General features: G+C 68.9%; 23 protein-coding genes. 17 read left to right on the forward strand and 6 right to left on the reverse strand.

Translation table 11 applies throughout. The features are described from left to right. Positions 1–155 precede the first annotated feature (155 nt). The 6 genes from TSO221_RS34765 to TSO221_RS00580 all read left to right on the forward strand — a co-directional run bounded on the left by TSO221_RS34765 (position 156) and on the right by TSO221_RS00580 (position 4,185). The gene (locus tag TSO221_RS34765) at positions 156–824 is read left to right on the forward strand and encodes a hypothetical protein (protein ID WP_146208657.1); all 669 of its coding nucleotides are present in this window, start codon (positions 156–158) and stop codon (positions 822–824) included. An 88-nt stretch (positions 825–912) separates the two neighbouring features. Further along, positions 913–1,308: a type II toxin-antitoxin system RelE/ParE family toxin gene (locus TSO221_RS00560; RefSeq protein WP_109116530.1), complete on the forward strand. Its 396-nt coding sequence runs from the start codon at positions 913–915 to the stop codon at positions 1,306–1,308. A 2-nt stretch (positions 1,309–1,310) separates the two neighbouring features. Further along, complete coding sequence (locus TSO221_RS00565; protein ID WP_109116531.1) at positions 1,311–1,628, forward strand: transcriptional regulator; 318 nt, start codon at positions 1,311–1,313, stop codon at positions 1,626–1,628. A 143-nt stretch (positions 1,629–1,771) separates the two neighbouring features. After that, positions 1,772–2,446 (forward strand): hypothetical protein, encoded by a 675-nt coding sequence (locus TSO221_RS00570; RefSeq protein WP_109116532.1) that lies wholly within the window; start codon positions 1,772–1,774, stop codon positions 2,444–2,446. Between the two features lie 102 nt (positions 2,447–2,548). Then, on the forward strand, positions 2,549–3,406 hold the full coding sequence (locus tag TSO221_RS00575) for an alpha/beta hydrolase (RefSeq protein ID WP_247877854.1): 858 nt from the start codon (positions 2,549–2,551) through the stop codon (positions 3,404–3,406). 53 nt (positions 3,407–3,459) lie between these two features. Next, positions 3,460–4,185 (forward strand): proteasome-type protease, encoded by a 726-nt coding sequence (locus TSO221_RS00580; protein WP_109116534.1) that lies wholly within the window; start codon positions 3,460–3,462, stop codon positions 4,183–4,185. Positions 4,186–4,219: 34 nt separating this feature from the next. On the opposite strand, the gene TSO221_RS00585 is transcribed toward TSO221_RS00580, so the two are convergent. Beyond that, the gene (locus TSO221_RS00585) at positions 4,220–4,426 is read right to left on the reverse strand and encodes a hypothetical protein (RefSeq protein WP_109116535.1); all 207 of its coding nucleotides are present in this window, start codon (positions 4,424–4,426) and stop codon (positions 4,220–4,222) included. A 241-nt stretch (positions 4,427–4,667) separates the two neighbouring features. Between TSO221_RS00585 and TSO221_RS00590 the strand changes: the two genes are divergently transcribed. Continuing rightward, on the forward strand, positions 4,668–5,675 hold the full coding sequence (locus tag TSO221_RS00590) for a cytochrome-c peroxidase (RefSeq protein ID WP_199229345.1): 1,008 nt from the start codon (positions 4,668–4,670) through the stop codon (positions 5,673–5,675). Positions 5,676–5,702: 27 nt separating this feature from the next. Here TSO221_RS00590 and TSO221_RS00595 read toward each other — a convergent pair whose 3' ends face one another. Continuing rightward, complete coding sequence (locus TSO221_RS00595; protein ID WP_109116537.1) at positions 5,703–7,082, reverse strand: pentapeptide repeat-containing protein; 1,380 nt, start codon at positions 7,080–7,082, stop codon at positions 5,703–5,705. 241 nt (positions 7,083–7,323) lie between these two features. Between TSO221_RS00595 and glgX the strand changes: the two genes are divergently transcribed. The 5 genes from glgX to bfr all read left to right on the forward strand — a co-directional run bounded on the left by glgX (position 7,324) and on the right by bfr (position 16,367). Beyond that, the gene (gene glgX, locus TSO221_RS00600; RefSeq protein ID WP_109116538.1) at positions 7,324–9,489 is read left to right on the forward strand and encodes a glycogen debranching protein GlgX; all 2,166 of its coding nucleotides are present in this window, start codon (positions 7,324–7,326) and stop codon (positions 9,487–9,489) included. Positions 9,490–9,521: 32 nt separating this feature from the next. Further along, positions 9,522–10,547: a response regulator gene (locus TSO221_RS00605; RefSeq protein WP_109116539.1), complete on the forward strand. Its 1,026-nt coding sequence runs from the start codon at positions 9,522–9,524 to the stop codon at positions 10,545–10,547. Between the two features lie 158 nt (positions 10,548–10,705). Continuing rightward, positions 10,706–12,907, forward strand: coding sequence for a 4-alpha-glucanotransferase (gene malQ, locus TSO221_RS00610; RefSeq protein ID WP_109116540.1), 2,202 nt, complete (start codon positions 10,706–10,708; stop codon positions 12,905–12,907). Next, the gene (treY, locus tag TSO221_RS00615; protein WP_109116541.1) at positions 12,904–15,798 is read left to right on the forward strand and encodes a malto-oligosyltrehalose synthase; all 2,895 of its coding nucleotides are present in this window, start codon (positions 12,904–12,906) and stop codon (positions 15,796–15,798) included. Before malQ ends, treY begins: the two co-directional genes overlap by 4 nt. A gap of 92 nt (positions 15,799–15,890) precedes the next feature. Continuing rightward, positions 15,891–16,367, forward strand: a complete 477-nt coding sequence (bfr, locus tag TSO221_RS00620; protein ID WP_109116542.1) for a bacterioferritin — start codon at positions 15,891–15,893, stop codon at positions 16,365–16,367. A gap of 9 nt (positions 16,368–16,376) precedes the next feature. On the opposite strand, the gene TSO221_RS34770 is transcribed toward bfr, so the two are convergent. The 3 genes from TSO221_RS34770 to TSO221_RS00630 form a co-directional block, all read right to left on the reverse strand. Next, positions 16,377–16,580 (reverse strand): hypothetical protein, encoded by a 204-nt coding sequence (locus tag TSO221_RS34770; protein WP_146208659.1) that lies wholly within the window; start codon positions 16,578–16,580, stop codon positions 16,377–16,379. A gap of 118 nt (positions 16,581–16,698) precedes the next feature. Then, positions 16,699–16,995 (reverse strand): hypothetical protein, encoded by a 297-nt coding sequence (locus tag TSO221_RS00625; RefSeq protein ID WP_109116543.1) that lies wholly within the window; start codon positions 16,993–16,995, stop codon positions 16,699–16,701. 61 nt (positions 16,996–17,056) lie between these two features. After that, positions 17,057–17,542 (reverse strand): hypothetical protein, encoded by a 486-nt coding sequence (locus tag TSO221_RS00630; RefSeq protein ID WP_109116544.1) that lies wholly within the window; start codon positions 17,540–17,542, stop codon positions 17,057–17,059. Positions 17,543–17,760: 218 nt separating this feature from the next. Between TSO221_RS00630 and TSO221_RS00635 the strand changes: the two genes are divergently transcribed. Then, positions 17,761–19,434: an EAL domain-containing protein gene (locus TSO221_RS00635; RefSeq protein WP_109116545.1), complete on the forward strand. Its 1,674-nt coding sequence runs from the start codon at positions 17,761–17,763 to the stop codon at positions 19,432–19,434. A 194-nt stretch (positions 19,435–19,628) separates the two neighbouring features. Beyond that, positions 19,629–19,997, forward strand: a complete 369-nt coding sequence (locus TSO221_RS00640; protein ID WP_199229346.1) for a response regulator — start codon at positions 19,629–19,631, stop codon at positions 19,995–19,997. 154 nt (positions 19,998–20,151) lie between these two features. Here TSO221_RS00640 and TSO221_RS00645 read toward each other — a convergent pair whose 3' ends face one another. Then, positions 20,152–20,619 (reverse strand): pilus assembly protein TadG-related protein, encoded by a 468-nt coding sequence (locus TSO221_RS00645; RefSeq protein WP_109116547.1) that lies wholly within the window; start codon positions 20,617–20,619, stop codon positions 20,152–20,154. A gap of 507 nt (positions 20,620–21,126) precedes the next feature. Here TSO221_RS00645 and TSO221_RS00650 point away from each other — a divergent pair. The 3 genes from TSO221_RS00650 to TSO221_RS00660 all read left to right on the forward strand — a co-directional run. Next, positions 21,127–21,303: a Flp family type IVb pilin gene (locus tag TSO221_RS00650; RefSeq protein ID WP_109116548.1), complete on the forward strand. Its 177-nt coding sequence runs from the start codon at positions 21,127–21,129 to the stop codon at positions 21,301–21,303. A 188-nt stretch (positions 21,304–21,491) separates the two neighbouring features. Further along, positions 21,492–22,439 carry a Flp pilus assembly protein CpaB gene (gene cpaB, locus TSO221_RS00655; protein ID WP_109116549.1) on the forward strand — a complete coding sequence of 316 codons (948 nt, stop codon included), beginning with the start codon at positions 21,492–21,494 and terminating at the stop codon, positions 22,437–22,439. 17 nt (positions 22,440–22,456) lie between these two features. After that, positions 22,457–23,012, forward strand: a 556-nt coding sequence (locus TSO221_RS00660; protein ID WP_146208660.1) for a pilus assembly protein N-terminal domain-containing protein, incomplete at its 3' end; no start/stop codon positions are given.

Here is a 23,012-nt window from a genome sequence, read left to right on the forward strand (position 1 = left end):
GCCTATGCTCTCCAACAGGAAGAGGAGGTGGTAAATCAGCCTTCTTTCCTAGATTTATGCCTGCGTCGTCTTGGCATTCTTCCTAAGCACGGCAACCATCTTGTGTCTTATGCCTTTCAGGAGACATAATGGGGTTGTGCTGCGGGGAGAGGCGTATGTTATTGAAAGAGCGTTTGGCTAAGTTTGCATCGGCAATCTTTGCCATTTTCATGCTGGGCATAATTGTAGCCTGCGCAGCCGCCACGGGAATCAGCATATTAAGAAATGGGCTGGGAGCCGATTCAGCTGCTTGGGTGCAGGCGACAGGCTCGATTGCAGCAATAGCCGGAGCGGTTTGGCTGTCCAGTGTTGAGAGCTTTCGTCAACGCCGCTATAGACGCCGCGAACGAGAAGAGGTTGCCTGGGGGGTGCGTTTTGCGATTGTGCTTGCGCGTAACGAGGCGGGCGAAATAGCAAACGAAATCATTGACGGGAAATTCTCCATATCAATTGATAGTATAAGGTATTGGCGCCAACGCTGTACGAATGCCCGTTACCTGCTTAATAATTTTGCCACTCGGTCTGATCATATTCATCCCGCCATTGTCCAGGAAGCTGGTAATGCGATATTGTTGATGGAGGAAATGGAGGCGGACGTTGAGGCAATCTCTGAGTGTATCAGGGAAAAGAAAGAGCCAGGGCGGCAACTGATTGAATCAATATGTATGTATCACGTTCATTTTTCTTCTCTGCTGAGCAGAATTGATGAGCGGATGAATGGAGTGCGGGAGGCCCTTGATCGTGGCGAAGATATGCTGCCACTGAATGAGCTATGGCGTGAATAGCTTGTTTTAAGGCCTGATTTAGGAATTGGATGACAGGGCCTTGACATCAATGGATCGTGTCTATAAATATAGTAACGCATAGGTTACCATGACGGAAGTCCGGGAGTACCTGTACGAGGATGGTTGCAGCCCTTACCAGATCTGGTTCGACGGATTGACCGCCCAGGCGGCGTCGTTGGTATCAAAAGCAAAGACCAAGATGGCGCTTGGTCAGTACGGGAACATCAAGCCTCTGGACGAAGGCGTTCACGAATATCGGATCGATCACGGGCCTGGGTATCGGATCTATCTGGCGTGGGATGGTGATCAACTCATTGTCCTATTTGGCGGCGGCGACAAGAGCAGCCAGAGCAAGGATATCGCGGAGGCGAAGCGTTTGTGGGCGGAATACAAGCGCCGTAAAGCGGAAGCCCTGAAAGGTGCGAAAAGCGAGCAGGGGCCGAAGCCCAAGCCCGCCGGTACAAGCTCCAAGAGGAGAAAGTAGCCATGGCTCTCACGCGCGACTTTCGGGAGACGGTCAAAGCCCGCGCCGACCAGGACCCGGATTTCCGTCAGGCGCTACTTCGCGAGGCTGTGGACAGCCTGCTGGGTGGGGAGGTTGAGGTCGGGCAGGCCATGCTGCGCGATTACATCAACGCCACCATCGGCTTTGAAACTTTGGCCGCCGAGGTGAACATCAACGCCAAGAGCCTGCACCGCATGCTCGGCCCAAAAGGAAATCCGCAGGCGAAGACGCTGTTCTCGGTGCTCGCCCACTTGCAGCGGCGGGAAAACGTTCGGCTGCATATGGCTTCGGCCGCCTGACTTCCCCTTTCGCCCTCGCTCTCCCCAGGCTGCGCCTGGGTCCCCTCCCTCTCCCGCCTCAGGCGGGAGAGGGCAAGCGGCTTGACAACTCACCCGTCCCCATCATAGGATAAAAATCCGAATATGTGACAAAGAGCCCAGATATGCCCCCGACGACCGGCCCGAAGAAGGTGGAGTTCAACGAGCGCACCGACACCGAAGCGCTCCGCCTCGGCGTGCTGACGCCGACGGACGAGCTGCTGCCGGCGTGGCTGAAGGAGCCGCCGACGCCGACGTCCGGCTCGCTGGTGCCGGGCTCGCGGTTTCCCGAGGAGGCGTGGGTGCACGCCGCGTTCATGCTGGCGCGCGGCAGCTCGTTCCTCCAGGTGGCGCGCTCCATGGGGTGCAGCCGCACCACGCTGTGGCGGGCGTACTACGGCTCCATCGACTTCCGCACCCGCATCTGGTGGGAGCGCAAGATCCTGGAGCGCGAGGCGCGGGCGCAGCTCGGCTCGCTGACCGACATGGTGTCGCAGCAGATCCGCCACGCCGTCTCCAGCGGCGACATGGCCACCGTGCGCTGGCTGGCCGACCGGATGGACTTCTTCAACCAGCTCGGCCGCTCCCGCCCGCTGCCCGACACCCCGGAGCAGGACCGCGAGACGCCCGTCGAGCCGGTCTCCGGCGCGCTGCCGGCGCCCGCCGAGCACGATCCGCCGGTCGCCCTCATCGCCCATCTGCCGGAGTCCGAGGGCCCCAAGGGCCAGTTCCCCTGGACCGCGACCGGCATCGAGGACCAGCCCGACTTCCTCACCGTCGACACCCGCCGCACCCGCTGACTTAGCACCCGCCGGGGGGCGTGAACTGAACAGCCCCCGCACACTGTTCCACGGTGTTCCACAGCGTTCCATTCCTCCGGGCTTGCGCCGGCCTCGCCGTCCATGGACACTGCCGTCCCCCTGCCGAAGAGCGACCGGATGCCCGACACCACCTCCTCCAGCATCATGGCGAACGACGTTTGGGTGGAGCATCCGCGCGGGCGGATCTTCGCCCGGGTCTGGACTCCCGAGGGCGGCGCGCGCGCGGTCGCGCCGGACCGGCCCATCGTGCTCTTCCACGATTCCCTCGGCTCGGTCGAGCTGTGGCGCGACTTCCCCGCCGGCCTCAGCGCCGCCACCGGGCGCCGGGTCATCGCCTACGACCGGCTCGGGTTCGGGCGCTCCGATCCGCGCGCCGACTCGCTGGATCCCGCGACCTTCATCGCCGACGAGGCGCCGTCCTTCTTCCCGGCCCTGCGTGAGCAGCTCGGCGTCCGGCGCTTCATCGCCTTCGGCCACAGCGTCGGCGGCGGCATGGCCGTCCATTGCGCGGCGGAGTTCCCCGCCGACTGCGAGGCCCTGATCACCGAATCCGCTCAGGTCTTTCCGGAGGATCGGACGCTCGACGCCATCCGGGTGGCGAAGGAGCAGTTCAAGGACGATTCCCAGGTCGGCCGCCTGCGGAAATACCACGGCGACAAGGCGCGGTGGGTTCTCGATGCCTGGACCGACTCGTGGCTCCATCCGGAGTTCGCGGACTGGTCCCTGGCACCCGTCCTGCCGCGCGTGACCTGCCCGGTGCTGGCCATCCACGGTATCCACGACGAGTACGGCACGACGCGCCATCCGGAGCTGATCGGGCAGCTCAGCGGCGGCCCGGCGCGGGTCGAGATCATCCCGGACACCTACCACGTGCCGCACCGCGAACGGCCGGAGCTCATCCTCGATCTGGTGTCCGGGTTCGTCGCCGCGCTCCGGTAGACCGCCGCGCGGCGTGATCCCATCTTCAATAACGCCGGAACGGGGGTAGGGCGATGACGTACTGCGTTGGGCTGTGCCTGGATGAGGGGCTGGTGCTGCTGTCCGACACCCGGACCAACGCCGGCGTCGACCACATCTCGACCTTCTCCAAGATGTGCGTGACCGAGGTGCACGACGACCGGGTGCTGGTCATCCTGTCGGCCGGCAACCTGGCGATCAGCCAGGCGGTGATCGCCTTCGCCCGCTCCGGGGTCGAGGTGGACGGCTCGGTGCAAAGCCTGGGCTCGGTGCCCGACATGTTCGCCGCCGCGCAGCTCCTCGGCGCCGCCGTGCGCAAGGTGCACGGGCTGGACGGCAAGGCGCTGGGCGAGCACAACGTGTCCTTCGACGTGTCGCTGCTGCTCGGCGGGCAGATCAAGGGGGACGGCACGCGCCTCTTCCAGATCTACGCGGCCGGCAACTTCATCGAGGCGACGGCCGACACCCCCTTCTTCCAGATCGGCGAGCACAAGTACGGCAAGCCGATCCTCGACCGCGTCGTCCGCCACGACACCGACCTGAAGGCCGGTGTCAAGCTGGTGCTGGTGTCCATGGACTCGACCCTGCGCTCCAACCTGACGGTCGGGCTGCCCATCGACCTGCTGGTCTACCGCCGCGATTCGCTGCGCATCGACCTGCGCCGCCGCATCACCGAGGACGACCCGTATTTCCGCAGCATCGCCGAGCGCTGGTCCGCCGCGCTGCGCGACGCCTACCGCGCGCTCCCCGACATGGAGTGAGCGCCGCGCCCGGCCGCGGCGCTCCTCCCTCCGGTCACTTGAACACCGGGACGTGCTCCATCCCCGTGGCGCTCAGCCTGCCGTCGTCGGCCGGCGGAGCCGGCGCGAGGACCGGCGCCGGCCGTTCCGCGACCGTGGCCTGCGCGGGCGGCGGCGTGGCGCCGCCGACCATGCCGAGCCCGGCGACGAGCACCGCCGCCAACGCGACGGTGCTCAGGGCGATTTGGCTTTTCCTCATCATGGGCTGGTACCCTCCAGTGCGATCGAGCCGGCGGATGCCGACCCGCGCAGCCTGGAGCCGCGGGCCCCTCCGCGGCTGTGAGCCCGCCCACACTCCGCCCCATCCGGCACCGCCCACTTGTCCTGGGGCAAGTTGTCGCGCGGCACGACGTACCCTGGTCTTACCAATGCGTCAGGCGGACGCTCCCGTTCGGTACCAGCGATTTACGCTGTACCTTAGAACTAGAAAAGGGAGAGTCCTGATGTCGATGCGCGTAGTGGTATCCGTCGTCGCGCTGCTCGCCGGCACCTTCGGCGTGGTCTCCGCCGCCCAGGCCGCCAGCGACGAGCCGATCCAGCCGATCAAGGCCGCCGCCCCGCAGGATCCGGCGCTGGTCGAACTCGGCAAGAAGCTCTATTTCGACACCCGGCTGTCGAAGTCCGGGTTCATCTCGTGCAACTCGTGCCACAACCTGTCGATGGGCGGCACCGACAACCTGAAGACCTCGATCGGCCACAACTGGCAGAAGGGTCCGATCAACGCGCCCACCGTGCTGAACTCCAGCATGAACGTCGCGCAGTTCTGGGACGGCCGCGCCGCGGACCTGAAGGCGCAGGCCGGCGGCCCGATCGCCAACCCGGGCGAGATGGCCTCCACCCACGCGCTGGCGGTCGAGGTGCTCGCCTCCATCCCCGGCTACGTCTCCGAGTTCAACGCGGTGTTCGGCAGCCCGAAGGTCGATATCGAGAAGGTCACCAAGGCCATCGCCGCCTTCGAGGAGACGCTGGTCACGCCGAACTCGCGCTTCGACCGCTGGCTGAACGGCGAGAAGACCGCGCTGGCTCCCGCCGAGGTCGAGGGCTACCAGCTGTTCAAGGACAGCGGCTGCGTCGCCTGTCACAACGGCCCGGCGGTCGGCGGCGCCTCGTTCCAGAAGATGGGCGTGGTCGAGGCCTACAAGGCGACCAGCCCGGCCGAAGGCCGCGTCGCCGTCACCAAGGACGAGGCCGACCGCTTCAACTTCAAGGTCCCGACCCTGCGCAACGTCGAGCTGACCTACCCCTACTTCCACGACGGCGAGGCGGTGACGCTGACCCAGGCCGTGGACACCATGGGCCGCATCCAGCTCGGCAAGACGTTCACCGCGACCGAGAACGCCAAGATCGTCGCCTTTCTGAAGACGCTGACCGGCGATCAACCGCGCTTCATGATGCCGATCCTGCCGCCCTCCGCCGACGCCACCCCGCGCCCGGCGCCGTTCGGCAGCTGACGCTTCGCCCCGCGCAGGGGCTGTGTGTTACAGCCCCTGCGCGCCGCGCAGGTCGGTGCCGTCCATCCGGGCGCCGGCCAGTTCGGCGTCGGCCAGCATGGCGTTCATCAGGTTGGCACCGCTCAGGCGGGCGCCGCTGAGGTCGGCGCCCTCCAGGTCGGCGCCGGCCAGCTTGGCCTTGCTGAGGTCGGCGGTGACCAGGATGGTCTTGCGCATGCGGGCGCGCGACAGGTCGGCCGGCCACTGGTGGCCGCCGGTGATGACCAGCGGGCCGAGGCGGGCGCTCGACAGATCGGCCTCGTCCATCGAGGCGCGGTGCAGGTTGACGCCGCGCAGGTCGGCCTCGAACAGCGTGGCGCCGCGCAGGTCGGCCAGCGACATGTCGGCGGTCACCAGCGAGGCGCCGGACAGGTTGGCGGCGCGGATCTTCGCCGTGCGCAGCACCGCCGCCGACAGGTTCACCCCCGACAGGTCCAGCCCCGACAGGTCGCGGCCCGACAGGTCGGCGCGCTTGCCGTTCTTGCCGTTGCTGACGACCCAGGCGTCGTGCTGTTCCAGGATCTCGGCCAGTTCCTCGCCGTACAGCGCGCGGGCCTCGGCCAGGCGGGCGCCGGTCAGGCGGGCGGTGGTCAGGTCGACGCCGTCGGTCAGGGCGCCGAGCATGTTGGCGCCCTCCAGCTTGGTGTGGCGCATCACCGTGCGGCTGAGGTTGGCGCCCTCCAGCTTGGCGCCGCTCAGGTTGGCCTCGGACAGGTCGGCGCCCTCCATGTCGCAGCCGGTGAGGTCGGCGTTGCGCAGGTCGGCGCGCATCAGCTTGCTGCCGCGCAGGCAGGTGTCGCGCAGGTCGGTCTGCAGCACGAAGCTGTCGGAGATCTTCGCCTGGCTGAGGTTGGAACGCGCCAGCACCGCATCCGACAGGTCGGCCTGCGCCGACATCTGCACCATCGGCCGCAGGTCGCCGCCCGCCGCGTTCATCAGCATGCCGTTGCGCAGGTCGGCCTGCATCAGGTTGCATCCCGCCATCATGGCGCCGCGCAGCAGCACGCCGCGCATGTCGGCGCGGCCGAAGTTGGCGCGCACCATCTGCGCCCGGCGCAGGTCGCTGCCGAACAGCGAGGCCCCCTGCAGGTCCGTCCCGTTCAGCCGCGTCCCCACCAGCCGCGTGCCGGTGAGATCGGCGCCGGCCAGCACCCGCCCCGAGAGGTCCAGCCCCGACAGGTCGTACAGTTTGAGGATCGCCCGCGCTCCGCCCGGCCGCGAGCGCGCGAAGGCCTCGTGACGGGCGACCACGGCGTTCAGCTGCTCCTGCGTCAGGCGCACGCGCGTGGCGGTGGTCGGCTTCGCCTTTGCTTCGGCGGCGACCGTCGGCGTGGTGGCTGCGGAGTCGGCGGAGGCCTTCTGCTCCATGCCGGTGACCCTCCTGTAGGGATGACGCATTCGGGGCGAATTCGCCGCAATTTATGAATAGTAGTTTGGCATAGCCTCCTATCAATCGGGCGTACATCATCTTTTTGTCATATGATTTTGGTCGGAGGTCGGGTCTGGGATCCTTGACGCCCCAGGTGTGCTCTCGTTTATTGCGGGGGTGTGACACGCCCGATGGTGCCGGCTCCGCCGCTTCACCGTCCGCTACCCGGAGCCACCCCCGATGCCCTTGAACGGGTCCGAGCGCACCACCGTCTGGCCCGGCAAGCCCTATCCGCTCGGCGCCACCTGGGATGGGTTCGGCGTCAACTTCGCGCTGTTCTCCGCCAACGCCGAGAAGGTGGAGCTGTGCCTGTTCGACCCCTCCGGCCAGCGCGAGGTGGAACGCATCGCGCTGCCCGAGCACACCGACGAGGTCTGGCACGGCTACCTGCCGGAGGCGCGGCCGGGGCAGCTCTACGGCTACCGGGTGCACGGGCCGTACGATCCGGCGAACGGACACCGCTTCAACCCGAACAAACTGCTGCTCGACCCCTACGCCAAGGCGCTGTTCGGCGGCATCCGCTGGTCGGACGCGCATTACGGCTACCGCCTGGGCTCGACGCGCGAGGACCTGTCCTTCGACCGGCGCGACAACGCCCGCATCATGGCCAAGTGCCGGGTGGTCGACCCCGCCTTCACCTGGGGCAACGACCGCAGGCCGGAGGTGCCGTGGTCCGACACGGTGATCTACGAGGCGCACGCCCGCGGCTTCACCATGCGCCACCCCGACGTGCCGAAGCCGCTGCGCGGCACCTTCGCCGGGCTGTCGACGCCGGCGGTGCTCGACTATCTGAAGGGGCTGGGCATCACGGCGGTCGAGCTGCTGCCGGTGCACGCCTTCACCGACGACCGCCACCTGACCATCCAGGGGCTGCACAATTACTGGGGCTACAACTCCATCGGCTTCTTCGCGCCCGAGCCGCGCTACATGACCACCGGCGTCCTGTCGGAGTTCAAGACCATGGTCTCGCGCCTGCACGAGGCGGGGATCGAGGTCATCCTCGACGTCGTCTACAACCACACGGGCGAGGGCAACCACCTCGGCCCCACGCTCAGCTTCCGCGGCATCGACAACGCCAGCTACTACCGGTTGATGCCGGGCGACAGGCGCTACTACATCGACGACACCGGCACCGGCAACACGTTGAACCTGACGCATCCGCGCGTGCTGCAGATGGTGATGGACAGCCTGCGCTACTGGGTCACCGACATGCGGGTGGACGGCTTCCGCTTCGACCTCGCCACGGTGCTGGGGCGCGAGAGCTACGGCTTCGATCCGGCCGGCGGCTTCCTCGATGCGGTGCGGCAGGATCCGGTGCTGGCCGGCGTCAAGCTGATCGCCGAGCCTTGGGACGTCGGTCCCGGCGGCTATCAGGTCGGCAACTTCCCGCCGGGCTGGGCCGAGTGGAACGACCGCTACCGCGACAGCGTGCGCCGCTACTGGCGCGGCGATGAGGGCATGCTGCCGGAGGTGGCGGGGCGCATCGCCGGCTCGTCGGACCTGTTCGAGAAGCGCGGGCGCAAGGCGTGGTCGTCGGTGAACTTCGTCACCGCGCACGACGGCTTCACGCTGGACGACCTCGTCTCCTACACCGAGAAGCACAACTGGGCCAACGGCGAGAACAACCGCGACGGCCACTCCGCCAACTACTCGTCCAACTACGGCGTCGAGGGGCCGGCCGACGACCCGAAGATCCGCGCCATCCGCGACCGGCAGAAGCGCAACCTGCTGGCCACGCTGTTCCTGTCGCAGGGCACGCCGATGATGCTGGCCGGCGACGAGGTCGGGCACAGCCAGCTCGGCAACAACAACGCCTATTGCCAGGACAACGAGCTGACGTGGCTCGACTGGGCGCGGGTGGGCGGGGAGGGGGCCGGCATGCTGGCCTTCGTCCGCCGGCTGATCGCGCTGCGCAAGGCGCACCCGGTGCTGCGCCGCCCGGTCTTCCTGCACGGCCGGGTGGCGTCGGAGGACGGCCTCAAGGACATCGCCTGGTACGCCCCCTCGGGCACCGAGAAGACCGCCGAGCAGTGGCGCAACACGCACGCCCGCTGCATCGGCCTGCTGCTCAACGGCCACGCCGGGCAGTACCTGCGCGGGGACGGCACGAATGCCGACGACGGGGTGCTGCTGATCGTGCTGAACGCCCATGTGGACGCGGTGCTGTTCACCTTGCCCGACGTGCCGGGCGGGCGCGGTTGGCGCTGCGTGCTCGACACCCGGGTGGCGGACGGGGCGGGCGACGGGCGCATGGTGCTGTCCGGCAAGCCGCTCCCGGTGGACGGCCGCACGGCGCTGGTCTTCGTGCTGGTGGAATCTCCCGACCGCGGCGACGTTGCCCGGTAGCCGCCACGCCCGATTGTGCTAAGGTCGGGGTCATGCCCGACTATGATTTCTCCCAGGTCGACGCGGCGATCGTCGATACCCAGCCCAACAGCCTGCGGCTGATGCGCGACGTGCTCGGCCGCCTGGGCATCAAGAAGATCGAGACGCTCTCCAGCTTCAAGGAAGCGGCGGTGCGCCTGACCGGCGGCACGCCCGACCTCGTGCTGATCGACGCCGACGGCGAGGAGGCCGAGGCGGAGGCGTTCAAGCTGGTCCGCACCGTCCGCAACGACGCCAACACGCCCAACCCCTTCGCCGGGCTGATCGTCACCACGTGGCAGCCGACGCCGGTGCTGCTGATGCGGGTGACCAACTCGGGCGCCGACGATCTGCTGGTCAAGCCGGTCTCGCCCAAGCAGGTGTTGGACCGCATCGGCACGCTGATCCGTGAGCGCAAGGGCTTCGTCGTCACCGCCGACTACACCGGCCCGGACCGCCGCAAGTCGCCGCGTGAGGGCGCGCAGATCCCGCTGCTCGACGTGCCCAACACGCTGAAGCTGAAGGCCATGGGCCGCTGGGACACCGGCCACGTCCGCCAGTTGATGGCCACCGCGGTGCGGCAGGTCAGCGAGCAGAAGGTGCTGCGCTCTGCCGTGCAGGCCGCCTTTCTGGTGGAGTTCGCCCGCACCGGTCTGCTCGCCGCGCCGCCCGACCGCATGGCGTTGGATCATCTCGCCCGCGTCCCCGCGGTGGTGGACGAACTGGTGCGCCGCCTGCCCGACGACCGCGACACCACCGCGGCCAAGGCCGCGGCCCGCGCGCTCCGCCAACTGGCCGAGCTGATCCGCGCCAAGGCCGAGGCCGGCACTGTCGACGGCGGCGGGGTGGAGCGCACCGTCATCCTGTCGCATGAGTTGCTGCAGGCCTCCGACCCCGACCGCCCGCTCGACGCCATGGTGCGCGAGGTCGAGGCGGCGGTGGCCGGCTACCGCAGCCGGCTGGAACAGCTCGCCCAGGCCAAGGCCGCCGAAGCCGCCAAGGCTGCGGCGGAGGGCGGCGAAGAGGCGAAGGCGTCGTAGCTGCCCGTCTCCGGTCGTACGTCTTCCGAGGCGGCTGCGCCGCCGGATCCCGACGGCATGTCCCCTGTTGTCATGCGCGGCGGCGCGGCGCTGGACGGAACGGCGTGGACGCGCGATCCTCTCGCCAACAAGACGCGCTTCGGGGGAGACACGAGCGAATGAGCGACCTGGACCGGCTGGCCGAGCGTGTCGGTATCGAGCCCTTCTACCACGACATCTGGGGCAACCGGCGCGAGACCTCCCGCGAGACGCAGGTGGCGCTGATCTCGGCCATGGGGCTGGACGTCGGCTCCGACGAGGCCATCGCCCAAAGCCTCCGCACGGTCGAGGAACGCCCCTGGCGCACCATGCTGCCGCCGGTCCTGGTGCTGGACGAGGGCGCGGAGCTGTCGGTGCCCGTCAGCGCCCCCGCCGGGCTGGAGGACGCCACGCTGATCTGGACGCTCGCCGAGGAGGGCGGCGCGGAGCAGCGTGGGGAGGCCGGCTTCGGCAGCCTGCCGGTCGCGGCGAATGTTGCGCTGGACGGGCTGAGGTTCGAGCGGCGCACTCTGGCGCTGCCGCGCCGGCTGCCGCTCGGCTACCACACGCTGACCGTCGAGGTGCGCCCGCGCGGGCTGGGCGGCGCGCTGTCGGGCGCGGTCCGGCTGATCGTGGCGCCGGAGCGCTGCGTGATGCCGCAGGACGTGGTGCCCGATGGGCGCACCTGGGGCATTGGCGTGCAGGTCTATTCGCTCAAGAGCGCCGACGACTGGGGCATGGGCGACTTCGACGACCTTGCGCGCTTCGCCGAGGCGGCGGGCGGGCTCGGCGCCGGGCTGGTCGGGCTCAACCCGCTGCACGCGCTGTTCCCGGCCGACCCGCACCATTTCGGCCCCTATTCGCCGTCGAGCCGCACCTTCCTCAACGTCCTCTACATCGACGTGGAGGCGGTGCCCGACCTCGCCGACGCGCCGGCCGCGCAGGAGGCCATCGCGCAGGAGGCCTTCCAGCGCGACCTCGCGGCGGCGCGGGCGGCGGAGCTGGTGGACTACCCGGCGGTGGCGCGGCTCAAGCTGCCGGTCCTGCGGACGCTGCACGCCTATTTCCACGCCAACCACCTGAAGGAGGGCGATGTCAGCCCGCGCGGACAGGCATTCCGCGCCTTCCAGCGGGAGATGAGCGGGGATCTGCGCCGCCACGCCCTGTTCGACGCGCTGCACGAGCACTTCTACTCTGCCGACCCGAACCGCTGGCAATGGCAGACCTGGCCGGAGGAGTACCGCTCTCCCGACAGCGGCGCCGTCGCCGACTTCGCGCGCGACCACGCCGAGCGCGTCGAGTTCTTCGAATACCTGCAGTGGGAGGCCGACCGCCAGCTGGAGCAGGCGGCGATCCGCGGCAGAAAGGCCGGCCTCGCCCTCGGCTTCTACCGCGACCTCGCGGTTGCCGGGCACCCTGGCGGGGCGGCCTCCTGGGCCGATCCCCAGGTGCTGGTGCAGGGCGCCAACGTCGGGGCACCCCCGGACCAGTTCAACATGAAGGGGCAGAACTGGGGCCTCGCCCCGTTCTCACCGGTGGCGCTGCGCGAGGCGGCGTACGAACCGTTCATCCGCATGGTGCGCGCCAACATGCGCCACGCCGGTGCGTTGCGCATCGACCACGTCATGGCGCTGAAGCACCTGTTCTGGATCCCCTCCGACGGCGGCGACGGCGCCTACGTCGAGTACCCGTTCGAGGACCTGCGGCGGATCATCGCGCTGGAATCGCGCCGGCAGAATTGCATCGTCATCGGCGAGGACTTGGGAACGGTGCCCGAGGGCTTCCGCCCGGCCATGCAGGCGGCGGGGATCCTCAGCTACCGCGTGCTGTACTTCGAGCGCGCCTCGGACGGTGGCTTCCTGCCGCCTGGCGCCTATCCGGCGGACGCCATGGTGACCATCACCACGCACGACCTCGCCACCTTCAAGGGCTTCTGGACCGGCCACGACCTGGAGTGGCGCACGCGCCTCGACCTCTATCCGGGCAAGGAGGCGCAGGACAAGGATGCCTGGGACCGCGGCGTCGACCGCTGGCGGCTGCTGCAGGCGCTCGCGCGCGAGGGGGTGAAGCCGGCCTCCTATCCCACCGACGATGGCGGGCAGCCCTACAGCCGGGAACTGGTGGAGGCGGCGCACCGTTATCTCGCCACCACAGCGGGGCGAATCGTCATGGTCCAGATCGAAGACGCGCTCGGGGAGATCGAGCAGCCCAACCTGCCGGGCACCATCAACCAGCATCCCAACTGGCGCCGCCGTCTGGGCAGGACGGTGGAGGAGATTGCCGCCGACAGCGGTGTCCGTTCGCTCGCCGCCGCGGTCACGGCCGCGCGCGGTGTGACATGACCGGAGCACCCGCTGTCCCCCGCGCGACCATCCGCCTGCAGTTCAGCAAGGAGTTCACCTTCGGTCAAGCGACCGGGCTGGCGCCGTACTTCGCGGCGCTGGGGGTGAGCCACGTCTACGCCTCGCCGTTCCTGATGGCGCGGTCGGGCTCGACGCACGGCTACGACATCACCGACCACACCCGCGTCAACCCGGAGATCGGCGACGAAGCCGCCTTCGACCGCTTCGTCGCGGCGCTGCACGAGCACGGCATCGGCCTGATCCTCGACTTCGTGCCCAACCACATGGGCGTCGGCGCCAGCGACAACCCCTGGTGGCTCGACGTGCTGGAGTGGGGGCCGGCCTCGCCCTTCGCGCAGTTCTTCGACATCGACTGGGAGCCGGCGGAAACCCGCATGCACGGCAAGGTGCTGCTGCCCTTCCTCGGCGACCGTTACGGCGCGGTGCTGGAACGCGGCGAGCTGCAATTGAAGTTCGACGCGGAGCGCGGCGCCTTCAGCGTCTGGTACTGGTCGCACCGCTTGCCCGTAGCCGTGCGCAACTACCCGCGCCTGCTGAAGGCGGCGCGCGACCTGTTGATGGCCGAGGGCGTCGCGCTCGATGCGCTGGTCGCCGCCTTCGCCGGTTTGGGCAGCACGCCCCGGTCGGTGCAGCGCCAGGCGACCGTGCACCGCGAGGCGGAGGAACTGCGCGCCCAGCTCGCCGCCACCGTTGCCGCCCACCCCGGCATCGCTTCCGCCATCGGGCAGGCGGTCGCCCACATCAACGGCACCCCCGGCCAGCCGGACAGCTTCCATGAGCTGCACCGCCTGCTGGAGGAGCAGCACTACCGCGTCGCTTTCTGGCGCGTCGCGGCGGACGAGATCAACTACCGCCGCTTCTTCGACATCAACGACCTCGCCGGCCTGCGCATCGAACGGCCGGAGCTGTTCGAGCTGGCGCACCGCCTCGTCTTCCGCCTGATCGGCGAGGGCAAGCTGCAGGGCATCCGCCTCGACCACATCGACGGCCTGTACGACCCGGTCGAGTATTGCGAGCGGTTGCAGGACCGCGCGGCGTACCTGACGCTGAACGTCGGCGCCTCGGCGCTCGACCCGCCCGGCGTGCGGCTCAAGCAGCCGTTCTACGTGGTGGTGGAGAAGATCCTGGCGCACCACGAGACCCTGCGCGCGGACTGGCCGGTCGCCGGCACCACCGGCTACGAGTTCATGAACCTCGTTGGCGGCCTGTTCGTCGATCCGGCCGCCGAAGAGGCGATGACCCGGACCTACCACGGCTTCATCCGCCGCGAGGTCGATTTCGGGAAGATGGTCGTCGAGACCAAGCGCAAGGTGATGCTGTCCAGCCTGGCGAGCGAGCTGCACGTGCTCGCCTCGCAGATCCACCGGCTGGCGCAGGAGAGCTGGAACACCCGCGACTTCACCTTCACCGGCATCCGCCGCGCCCTGGTGGACGTCGCCGCCTGCCTGCCGGTCTACCGCACCTACGTGACGGCCGACCGGGTGGACGAGGGGGACCGCAAGTACCTGGACTGGGCGGTCGCCCGCGCCCGCAAGCTGGCCGGCGCCGCCGACGCCTCGGTGTACGACTTCCTGCATGGCGTGCTGACCACCGACCTCGCGCGCGAGCAGGAGGGGACGGGCCGCGGCCGGCACGGCTACAGGCCGGCGGACGTCGTCGCCATCGCCATGAAGTTCCAGCAGTTCACCGGCCCGGTGATGGCGAAGTCGCTGGAGGACACGGTGTTCTACCGCTACTTCCGCCTCGTCGCGCTGAACGAGGTGGGCGGCGAGCCGAGCCGGTGGGGCACCAGCCCGTCGGCCTTCCACCATGTGAACCAGGAGCGCCTCAAGCGCTTCCCCTTCAACCTGCTGGCCACCGCCACCCACGACCACAAGCGCGGCGAGGACACCCGCGCCCGCATCTGCGTGCTGTCCGAGATGCCGGAGCTGTGGGAACAGCGGGTGCGCCGCTGGCAGCGCATGAATCGCTTCAAGAAGCGGGAGATCGACGGCCTCGCCGCGCCCGGCCGCAACGACGAGTACATGCTGTACCAGACCCTGGTCGGCGCGTGGCCGCTCGACCTCGGCTGGCCGACGGGCGAGGGTCTGAAGGATTTCTGCGAGCGCATCCGCGCCTATATGACCAAGGCGGTGCGCGAGGCCAAGGTGCGCTCCTCCTGGACCGCGCCCAACGCCGACTACGAGGAGGCGCTGACGCGCTTCGTCCAGGGCGTGCTCGATCCCGAGCGCAGCGCCACCTTCCTGGCCGAGCTGATGGACCTGCTGGAGACGGTGGCGCCGGTCGGCGCGCTCAACGGCCTGTCGCAGGCGCTGTTGAAGCTGACCGCGCCGGGCGTGCCGGACATCTACCAGGGGACCGACTTCTGGGATCTCAGCCTCGTCGATCCCGACAACCGCCGTCCGGTGGACTACGCCGCCCGCCACACGGCGCTGACCGACGCACCGGAGGTCGCGCGCCTGATCGACGGCTGGCGCGATGGCCGCATCAAGCAGTTCGTCGTCGCCCGCACCCTGGACCTGCGCAAGCGCGAGGCGGCGCTGTTCGCCGCCGGCGACTACCGCCCGGTGGAGGCGGTGGGCGACCACGCCGAGCGGGTGGTCGCCTTCCTGCGCCGGGCCGGCGACGGCTTCGCGCTGGCCGTGGCGCCGCGCCTGACGCTGCCGCTGATGCAGGGCGTGGCGGTGCCGCTGCCGCCGGCCGAGGTCTGGGGCGACACCGCGTTGATGCTGCCCGAACTGCTGGAGACAGCGGCGCCGGTGGATGTCTTCACCGGCCGCACCGTCGGCCTGCCGCCTGACGGCCGGCTGCCGCTGACCGCGCTGCTGGACCGCTTCCCGCTGGCGCTGCTGCACGTTCCCACGGGGTGACCATGCAAGAGGTGCGGCTTTTTGCGTGGCGCGGCTTGACCGGCGCCGCGGCGACCTAGATTGGACTCGCAGGGCTCAGACGGGAGGCATCGATGAAGGGCGATCCGACAGTCATCCGGCACCTCAACACCATACTCACGAATGAGTTGACCGCCATCAACCAGTATTACTTGCATGCGCGCATGCTGAAGAACTGGGGGCTCAAGCGCATCGCCCACAAGGTCTACGAGGAATCCATCGGCGAGATGAAGCACGCCGACAAGCTGATCGAGCGTATCCTGTTCCTTGAAGGCCTGCCCAACCTCCAGGACCTGCACAAGTTGAAGATCGGCGAGGATCTGGTGGAGATGCTGACCGCCGACCTCGGCATCGAGTCCGGCAACCGCGGTAACCTCCAGACGGCCATCGCCGACTGCGAGGCCATCAAGGACTACCAGAGCCGCGAGATCCTGGTGAGCATCCTCGACGACACCGAGGAGCACATCGACTGGCTGGAAACCCAACTCGACCTCATCCAGCGGATCGGGCTGCAGGCCTACCAGCAGGAGCAACTGTACGGGGACGATTAGTCCGTTTTCCTACCGCTGCCACCACGCGCTCGGCCGTCCCTGCGACAATGGCGGCTGGCGCGTCGTCTTGTTCGCCTTCTCGGCGCAGGCGTAGTGCCAGGCATGCCCCTGCGGATCGCCGGCCCAGCGTGCCTGGCCGGGCAGGATCAGGTCGCCGCAGTGTTGGCAGCGCGGTCTCGAAGGCGAGGAGGCGACGACGTCGTGTTCGGCCATGACGCAAAAAGCTCTGTGCGGAGAAGCGGCGACACGCTGCACTTAAGCCTTCGGTCATAGGCCTCGCAACGGCGCAAAGGGAGGGAAGCCCTCTCCCGCCCGGACAGGTGCCGGGGCCTCACCATGGCCGACGGTACGGATCCCAGCGCTGGTCACGCCACGGATCGCGGGCCCACGGCGGCGGCGGCGGGGGCGCCCACTGGCGGCGCGCCTCGCGGCGCTGCTCGATCTCGCGGCCGAGGCGGACGCAGGCCCGCCGGTTGCCCCAGTCGCACGCCTCGCGCAGTTCCCGCATATAGCCGCGGCCGCCGCCCCAGCCGCCACCCCATCCGTTGTGGTCGTGCGCCTGGGCCAGCGAGGGGGTGATGGCGGTGAACAGGATGGCTGCCGCCGCAGCCAGCAACCGGGTGTGCATCGGAGCGCTCCAGAAAGAGGCTTGTTCTGGATGAACGCTGCCGGTCGCGGGACTATTCCGTTCAGACCGAGACGTTGCTGACCAGCGACTCGCGCGGCGCGGCAGCGGCGCGGCGGTAAGCGCCAAGGGCGGCGGCCCAGGGCTCGATGTGCAGGCCGCTGCCGATGGCTTCCTGCGCGATGCTCTGGGTGAGGAACCCGGTGCTCGGGCTCGCCGCGGCTTGCTGCTGCGGTGGGGGCGGCGGCGCGGCCTCGGCGCGGACGCCGCTCTCGGCGCGCGGCTGGCCGGCCTCGGTGGCGGAGCCGGGCGCGCGGCTGCGCACCGCATCGCCGGAGGCGCCGGAGCCGCGGCGGACCGCGTCCTCGGAGGTCTGCTGCGATTCGTCGACCCTGGGGTCGCGCAGGCGCCGGTCCTCGTCGGGGATCGGCTGGATCGGCCGCACCGCGATCGCATCGGATTCCAGCATCTGGCGCAGCTTCAGCGTCCCGGTCGGAGCGCTGCTCCGAACGTAGGCTGAGGGCGGCGGGATGGCGGCGATGCTGGTCACGGGGCAAAAGGTCACAGGTTGGTCTGCCGGAAGCTTACGCGCGCAGGGTTCCCGAAACGTTAATTTCCGCGTAACGGTTCGTCGGCGTGCCCGCATGACCCTGCGCTCGGCAGCATTTTACGTTAATCCGGTTTAAAGGAAGCGCGGCTAGCTTCCCAAGGAGCAGAAGGCTGTCCGGCGGGCCGTGTGGCGGTATCCCGGACGGCGAGGGCCGGAGCATGAGTGGACACGCCGAAGACCAGTCGATCATGGCCGCCGCGGTCGCCGCGGCCGGCGACGTCGGCTACTGCTGGGACTTCGCGGCGGACACCATCACCTGGGCCGGCGACGCGCGGTGTCTGTTCGGCGGCGATCCGGTGGGCAACGGCGAGGAGCTGCGCCGGTGCATCCGTGACGACGACCGTGCCCGCCGCCGCCGCGTGCTGTCGCGCCACATCGACCATGACACGCCCTTCGACGTGGACTACCGGCTGCGGCTGGCCGACGGCGCCCAGCGTTGGGTGCACGACCGCGGGCGGGTGGAGCGCGCGGCCGACGGCACGCCGGTGCGGCTGTACGGCATGCTGCGCACCATCGACGGCCGCAAGGCCTACGAGGTCGAACTGGAGCAGCAGGCGCACTTCGACCCGATGACCGGGCTGGTCAACCTCAACCGCCTGCGCGATTCGCTGCACCAGGCGCTGGTCGCCGCCGGTCGGTTCGAGCGCTCGGCCGTGTATCTGGCGGTGGGCATCGACAAGCTGGGGCTGGTCAACGAGGCGCTGGGCCACGCCGCCGCCGACGCGGTGGTGGTGGAGGTGGCGCGCCGCCTCGCCGCGGTGGTGCGACCGGGCGACACCGTCGGGCGGGGCGGCGGCGACATCTTCGGCGTGGTGCTGCCGCACTGCCCGGAGGAGCACATGCCCGCCGTCGCCGAGAAGCTGCTGGCGGCGGTGCGGGCCGGGCCGATCGCCTCCCCGGCCGGGCCGATCCACGCCACGGTGTCGGTCGGCGGCATCGTCGCCGGGCGCGACGCCGGCAGCGTCGAGGAGGCGATGACCCGCGCCGACACCGCGCTGCACGAGGCCAAGCGCCAGGGCCGCGACTGTTTCTGGCCGCACCACGCCACCAGCCTGCAGCAGAGCGCGCTGCGCGCCAGCCTCGCCATCGGCCAGCGGGTCAAGGCCGCGCTGATGAGCGATAGCCTGCGCTTCGCCTTCCAGCCCGTGGTCGATTCGTCCGGCGGGGTGGACTTCTTCGAGTGCCTGCTGCGCATGGACGGCGACGGCGGGTCGGTGCTGCCGGCCGGGCAGTTCGTGCCGGCGGTCGAGCGCTTGGGGATGGCGCGGCGGGTCGATCACCACACGCTGGGCATGGCGCTGCGCGAACTGCGCGCCCACGACGAGGTGCAGCTGTCGCTCAACGTCTCGGCCGAGACGACCGGCGACCGGACGTGGCTCGCCGCGTTGCAGGGCATGCTCGCCGACCGGCCGGAGATCGCCAGCCGCCTGATCGTCGAGATCACCGAGACCGCGGTGATCGAGGACCTGGACGAGGCCGCGCGCTTCGTCGCCGCGGTGCGCACGATGGGCTGCCGGGTGGCGCTCGACGACTTCGGGGCGGGCTACATCTCCTACCAGCACCTGCGCGCTCTGCCGGTGGACATCGTCAAGATCGACGGCGCCTTCGTGCGCGACATGCATGACAGCGCCGAGGCGCTGCTGTTCATACGCACTCTGGTCGGGTTGGCCCGCGGCTTCGGCCTGACCACCGTGGCCGAGTGCGTCGAGGACGAGACGCAGGCTACGGCGTTGCGGCGCGAGGGGGTGCGGCTGCTGCAGGGCTGGCACTTCGGCCGCCCCAGCCTGGAGCGCCCGTGGCTCGGCGCGGTCGAGCCGCTGGCCGCCGATTAGCCGCCTCCCGGCCGAAGGTGGTATCCCATACCCTCTCCGGAAGCGTAGGCTTGAGGGCGTCGCGCCGGGTGGCGGGAGCCGGCGACCTTAACCTATGTCATGTCGAGCGCCAGACGCCATTGTGCTAATACTTCCAACCAGTGATGCACCGGAGACGGTGCTTCCAATCCAAGGTTGGTTTCGGATCGAATATCATGGGTCAGTCGATGAACGCGGGCGGGGGCCGGAACTGGGCGGTGCTGGTGGTCGAGGACGACCCGCTGGTGCGCGCCACCGGGGTCGACCTGTTCGTGGATCTGGGGCTGCGCACCTACGGTGCCTACAACGGTGCCGACGCCCTGCGCCTGCTCGAGGAGAAGCCGCAGATCCGCCTCGTGTTGGCCGACGTGCGGATGCCCGGCATGGACGGCACCCAGCTGGCGCAGGAGATCGCCAGGCTGCGCCCCGACATCCGCGTGGTGCTCACCTCCGGCTATGTCGGGGAGGAGCAGGTCGCCGGCTACCCCTTCGTGCCCAAGCCGTGGCGGGCCGAAGTCATCGCCGCGGTCGTCGATACGCCCTGATCTGCCCGCGCTCGTCTTCCCACGGCAAACAATCGGCACGCGCGCGTGTTGTCCCGGGCGACCGTACGGCCGTTCGTGTGACCGCACACGACGCAAGTGAGAAGGCGGCATCCCCACGGACACCGCCGTTTTTCTGTCCGACTCGTGCCTGGGATCAGATGGCGGTGCGGCGGACCACCGCTGTGACGTCGCCGTTGCGGCTGGCGCGGCGCACCACCGAGCGCGCCTCCAGCGTGAAGTCCTGGAAGCCCAGCAGCCGCAGCAGGCCGGAGCGCACCACCGCCGTGCCGCGCACCGTCAGCGTCCCGTCCGTGGGGTTGTCGGCGATGGCCAGCGGCGCCGGCTCGGCGCCCAGGAAGCCGGTGGGGAAGGCGGTGGCGAAGAACTTGCGGATATGGCCGTCGCGTTGGTTGTCGAACAGCACGCGGCCGCCGGCCAGCGCCGCCTCGTCCACCGCGCGCGTCAGCCGGGCCTGCACCATGTAGCCGCGCACCGCGTCCGCGCCGTAGCCGACGGCCCCGGCCAGCGGAAGCAGCAGCAGCAGCAGGGCCGCGAACGCCAAGCGGCGGGCCGGCGAGGGGCGGGCCGGCTGCCCTAGCGGGCATGGATAGTACATGCTCATCGTTGGACTCTCAGTCACCGTTGCGGTCAATCCCCGAGTCGCGGGGTAATCGCTTTCAGCGCCGTATTGCTCGTCAACCTCACCTGGCCGACTTGCGTATTACCGTACGGCGATTCTCCAGGTCTGTTCAAGCCAAATAACATACGTTTCATTACTAACACAGTGCTGGGAAGCTGCGACCGGTTTGTCGCTGCATTGCCGCAAAAATGCTTCGAAATTAGAACTATATTGTCGGTGACCTCCGCGGAAAAATCAGGCGGATCCAGCTTTAAAGCGGCGGCATGTTGCGGTGAAAGCCTGAAAAAATCCTTTCCGCATTCCGTGATAAAAAGAAGATAAAAAGAAGGCGGAAATGGTTTTACTTGGATTGCCACAGATTTTCTAACGCAAATGCTCCGGCTTAATCTTTCGTTAATAACTTTGTTATCTAATCACGGTGTGGCCGATCGCTATGAACACTCGCGAACAACGGCAAAATCAACAACATTCGCCCCAATGGAGGTTTCCATGCTCTCCCAGATCCGTTCGCTGATGAAGGACGAGTCCGGCGCTACCGCGATCGAATACGCGCTGCTGCTCGCCATGGTCGCCGTCGTGGTCGCCGGCTTCAGCGGCGGTATCGGCGACAAGATCAACACCATCCTGACCAGCGTCGACACCGGCCTGAAGCCCAAGACTCCTTGATCAGCCGGTCGGTCCGGTAGCCCCGCAGGGGCGAATTGAAGGGGCTGACCGCCGGGGCGACGCACGGGAGCGGCGGGCGCAGGGCGCCGCCGCTGCCCGCCGGCGATCCCGCGGCTTTCGCCGCTCCAGCGTGTGCAACGCCGCGAGCCCCGGGCTCCGCGGCGTTTTCCGCGTAAAGAGGTCGTGCCATGTCCGTCCGCAAGATCATCCTCCTGGTGCTCGCCCTCGGCATCGCCGGCGTGACGGTGCAGCTGACCCGCGCGCTGGTGCAGCAGCCGGCGCCGGTCGCCGCGGTGCAGGCGCCGCCGGCCCCGAAGACGTTGCGCGTGCTGGTGGCGGCGTCGGACCTGCCGGCCGGCACGCTGGTGCAGCCGTCGCAGCTGCGCTGGCGGGCGTGGCCGGAGGATGACGGGGTGGCCGGCACCTACATGGTCGAGGGCCAGCGTCACGCCGAGGAGTTCACCGGCGCCGTCGTGCGCAACGGCCTGCGCGCCGGCGAGCCGGTGGTCGAGGGGCGGCTGGTGAAGCCGGGTGACCGCGGCTTCCTGGCGGCGGTGCTGAGCCCCGGCAACCGCGCGGTCAGCGTCGCCATCAACGGCGTCACCGGCATCGCCGGCTTCATCTTCCCGGGCGACCGTGTCGACCTGATCCTCACCCAGGCGGTCAAGGAGGAGGGGCAGGAGCGCGAGCGCCGCGCGAGCGAGACGGTGCTCGCGGACGTGCGCGTGCTGGCGCTCGACCAACGCGTCAACGACCAGAAGGGCGAGGCCAAGCCGGCGCAGCTCGCCACCCTGGAGGTCACGCCGCGCCAGGCCGAGGCGGTGGCGCTGGCGGCCGAGATGGGGCGCCTGTCGCTCTCCCTGCGCAGCCTTGGCGTGCCCGATGCCGAGCGCCTGCAGATGGCCGCGGCCGAGGGGCTGGCGGTCACCGCCACCGACGCCGCCCCGGACGCGATGATGCGCCCGGCGCACACCATCACCTGGGACCGCGACCTCAGCCTCGCGGTGTCCGGCGCGGTCACCGCTCCCGCCGCGCCGTCGGTCCCAGAAAGTTCGCCGAGCGAAAGCCCCGCCGGAGTGGTAAAAGTTCAGGTGATCCGCGGTTCCTCTTCCGCGGAAGTCACCTTCTCCCGTTGATCCCGGTGGTCGATCCCATGACGCGTCGTGTCCTGTGCTGTGTGTTGATGCTGCTGTTCGTCTGGGCCGGGTTCGCCCGGGCGCAGGACGGAGCGCCGTTGCGTATCGAGCAGGACAAGGGGCAGATGGTGAGGCTGCCGCAGCCGGCGTCCAGCGTCTTCATCGCCAACCCGGACATCGCCGACCTCCAGGTCATGTCGCCGACCATGGTCTATCTGTTTGGCAAGAAGCCGGGCGAGACCTCGCTGATCGCCGTCAACAGCGGCGAGCAGGTGCTGCTCAACCGCCGCGTCACCGTCACCCAGAACCTCAGCGGGCTGGAGCGCGCGCTGCGCGAGCGCTTCCCCAACCGGCAGCTCAAGGTCACGGCGTCGGAAGGGGCTCTGGTGCTGTCCGGCAGCGTCGCCAGCGCGGCCGAGGCGGAGGACGCCCGACGCCTCGCCCAGCGCTACGCCGGCGGCGAGAACAGCGAGGTGCTGAACCGCCTGACGGTCACCGGCGGCACCCAGGTGATGCTGCGGGTGCGCGTGTCGGAGGTCGCCCGCACCATCCGCGAGGACCTCGGCTTCAACT

This window comes from Azospirillum sp. TSO22-1 (assembly GCF_003116015.1).
Taxonomy (GTDB): domain Bacteria; phylum Pseudomonadota; class Alphaproteobacteria; order Azospirillales; family Azospirillaceae; genus Azospirillum.

Coding starts and splice junctions, on each gene's coding strand:
- TSO221_RS34765 (WP_146208657.1), top strand. CDS start 156: ATGTTATTGAAAGAGCGTTTGGCTAAGTTTGCATCGGCAATCTTTGCC.
- TSO221_RS00560 (WP_109116530.1), top strand. CDS start 913: ATGACGGAAGTCCGGGAGTACCTGTACGAGGATGGTTGCAGCCCTTAC.
- TSO221_RS00565 (WP_109116531.1), top strand. CDS start 1,311: ATGGCTCTCACGCGCGACTTTCGGGAGACGGTCAAAGCCCGCGCCGAC.
- TSO221_RS00570 (WP_109116532.1), top strand. CDS start 1,772: ATGCCCCCGACGACCGGCCCGAAGAAGGTGGAGTTCAACGAGCGCACC.
- TSO221_RS00575 (WP_247877854.1), top strand. CDS start 2,549: ATGGACACTGCCGTCCCCCTGCCGAAGAGCGACCGGATGCCCGACACC.
- TSO221_RS00580 (WP_109116534.1), top strand. CDS start 3,460: ATGACGTACTGCGTTGGGCTGTGCCTGGATGAGGGGCTGGTGCTGCTG.
- TSO221_RS00585 (WP_109116535.1), bottom strand. CDS start 4,426: ATGATGAGGAAAAGCCAAATCGCCCTGAGCACCGTCGCGTTGGCGGCG.
- TSO221_RS00590 (WP_199229345.1), top strand. CDS start 4,668: ATGTCGATGCGCGTAGTGGTATCCGTCGTCGCGCTGCTCGCCGGCACC.
- TSO221_RS00595 (WP_109116537.1), bottom strand. CDS start 7,082: ATGGAGCAGAAGGCCTCCGCCGACTCCGCAGCCACCACGCCGACGGTC.
- glgX (WP_109116538.1), top strand. CDS start 7,324: ATGCCCTTGAACGGGTCCGAGCGCACCACCGTCTGGCCCGGCAAGCCC.
- TSO221_RS00605 (WP_109116539.1), top strand. CDS start 9,522: ATGCCCGACTATGATTTCTCCCAGGTCGACGCGGCGATCGTCGATACC.
- malQ (WP_109116540.1), top strand. CDS start 10,706: ATGAGCGACCTGGACCGGCTGGCCGAGCGTGTCGGTATCGAGCCCTTC.
- treY (WP_109116541.1), top strand. CDS start 12,904: ATGACCGGAGCACCCGCTGTCCCCCGCGCGACCATCCGCCTGCAGTTC.
- bfr (WP_109116542.1), top strand. CDS start 15,891: ATGAAGGGCGATCCGACAGTCATCCGGCACCTCAACACCATACTCACG.
- TSO221_RS34770 (WP_146208659.1), bottom strand. CDS start 16,580: ATGGCCGAACACGACGTCGTCGCCTCCTCGCCTTCGAGACCGCGCTGC.
- TSO221_RS00625 (WP_109116543.1), bottom strand. CDS start 16,995: ATGCACACCCGGTTGCTGGCTGCGGCGGCAGCCATCCTGTTCACCGCC.
- TSO221_RS00635 (WP_109116545.1), top strand. CDS start 17,761: ATGAGTGGACACGCCGAAGACCAGTCGATCATGGCCGCCGCGGTCGCC.
- TSO221_RS00640 (WP_199229346.1), top strand. CDS start 19,629: ATGGGTCAGTCGATGAACGCGGGCGGGGGCCGGAACTGGGCGGTGCTG.
- TSO221_RS00645 (WP_109116547.1), bottom strand. CDS start 20,619: ATGAGCATGTACTATCCATGCCCGCTAGGGCAGCCGGCCCGCCCCTCG.
- TSO221_RS00650 (WP_109116548.1), top strand. CDS start 21,127: ATGCTCTCCCAGATCCGTTCGCTGATGAAGGACGAGTCCGGCGCTACC.
- cpaB (WP_109116549.1), top strand. CDS start 21,492: ATGTCCGTCCGCAAGATCATCCTCCTGGTGCTCGCCCTCGGCATCGCC.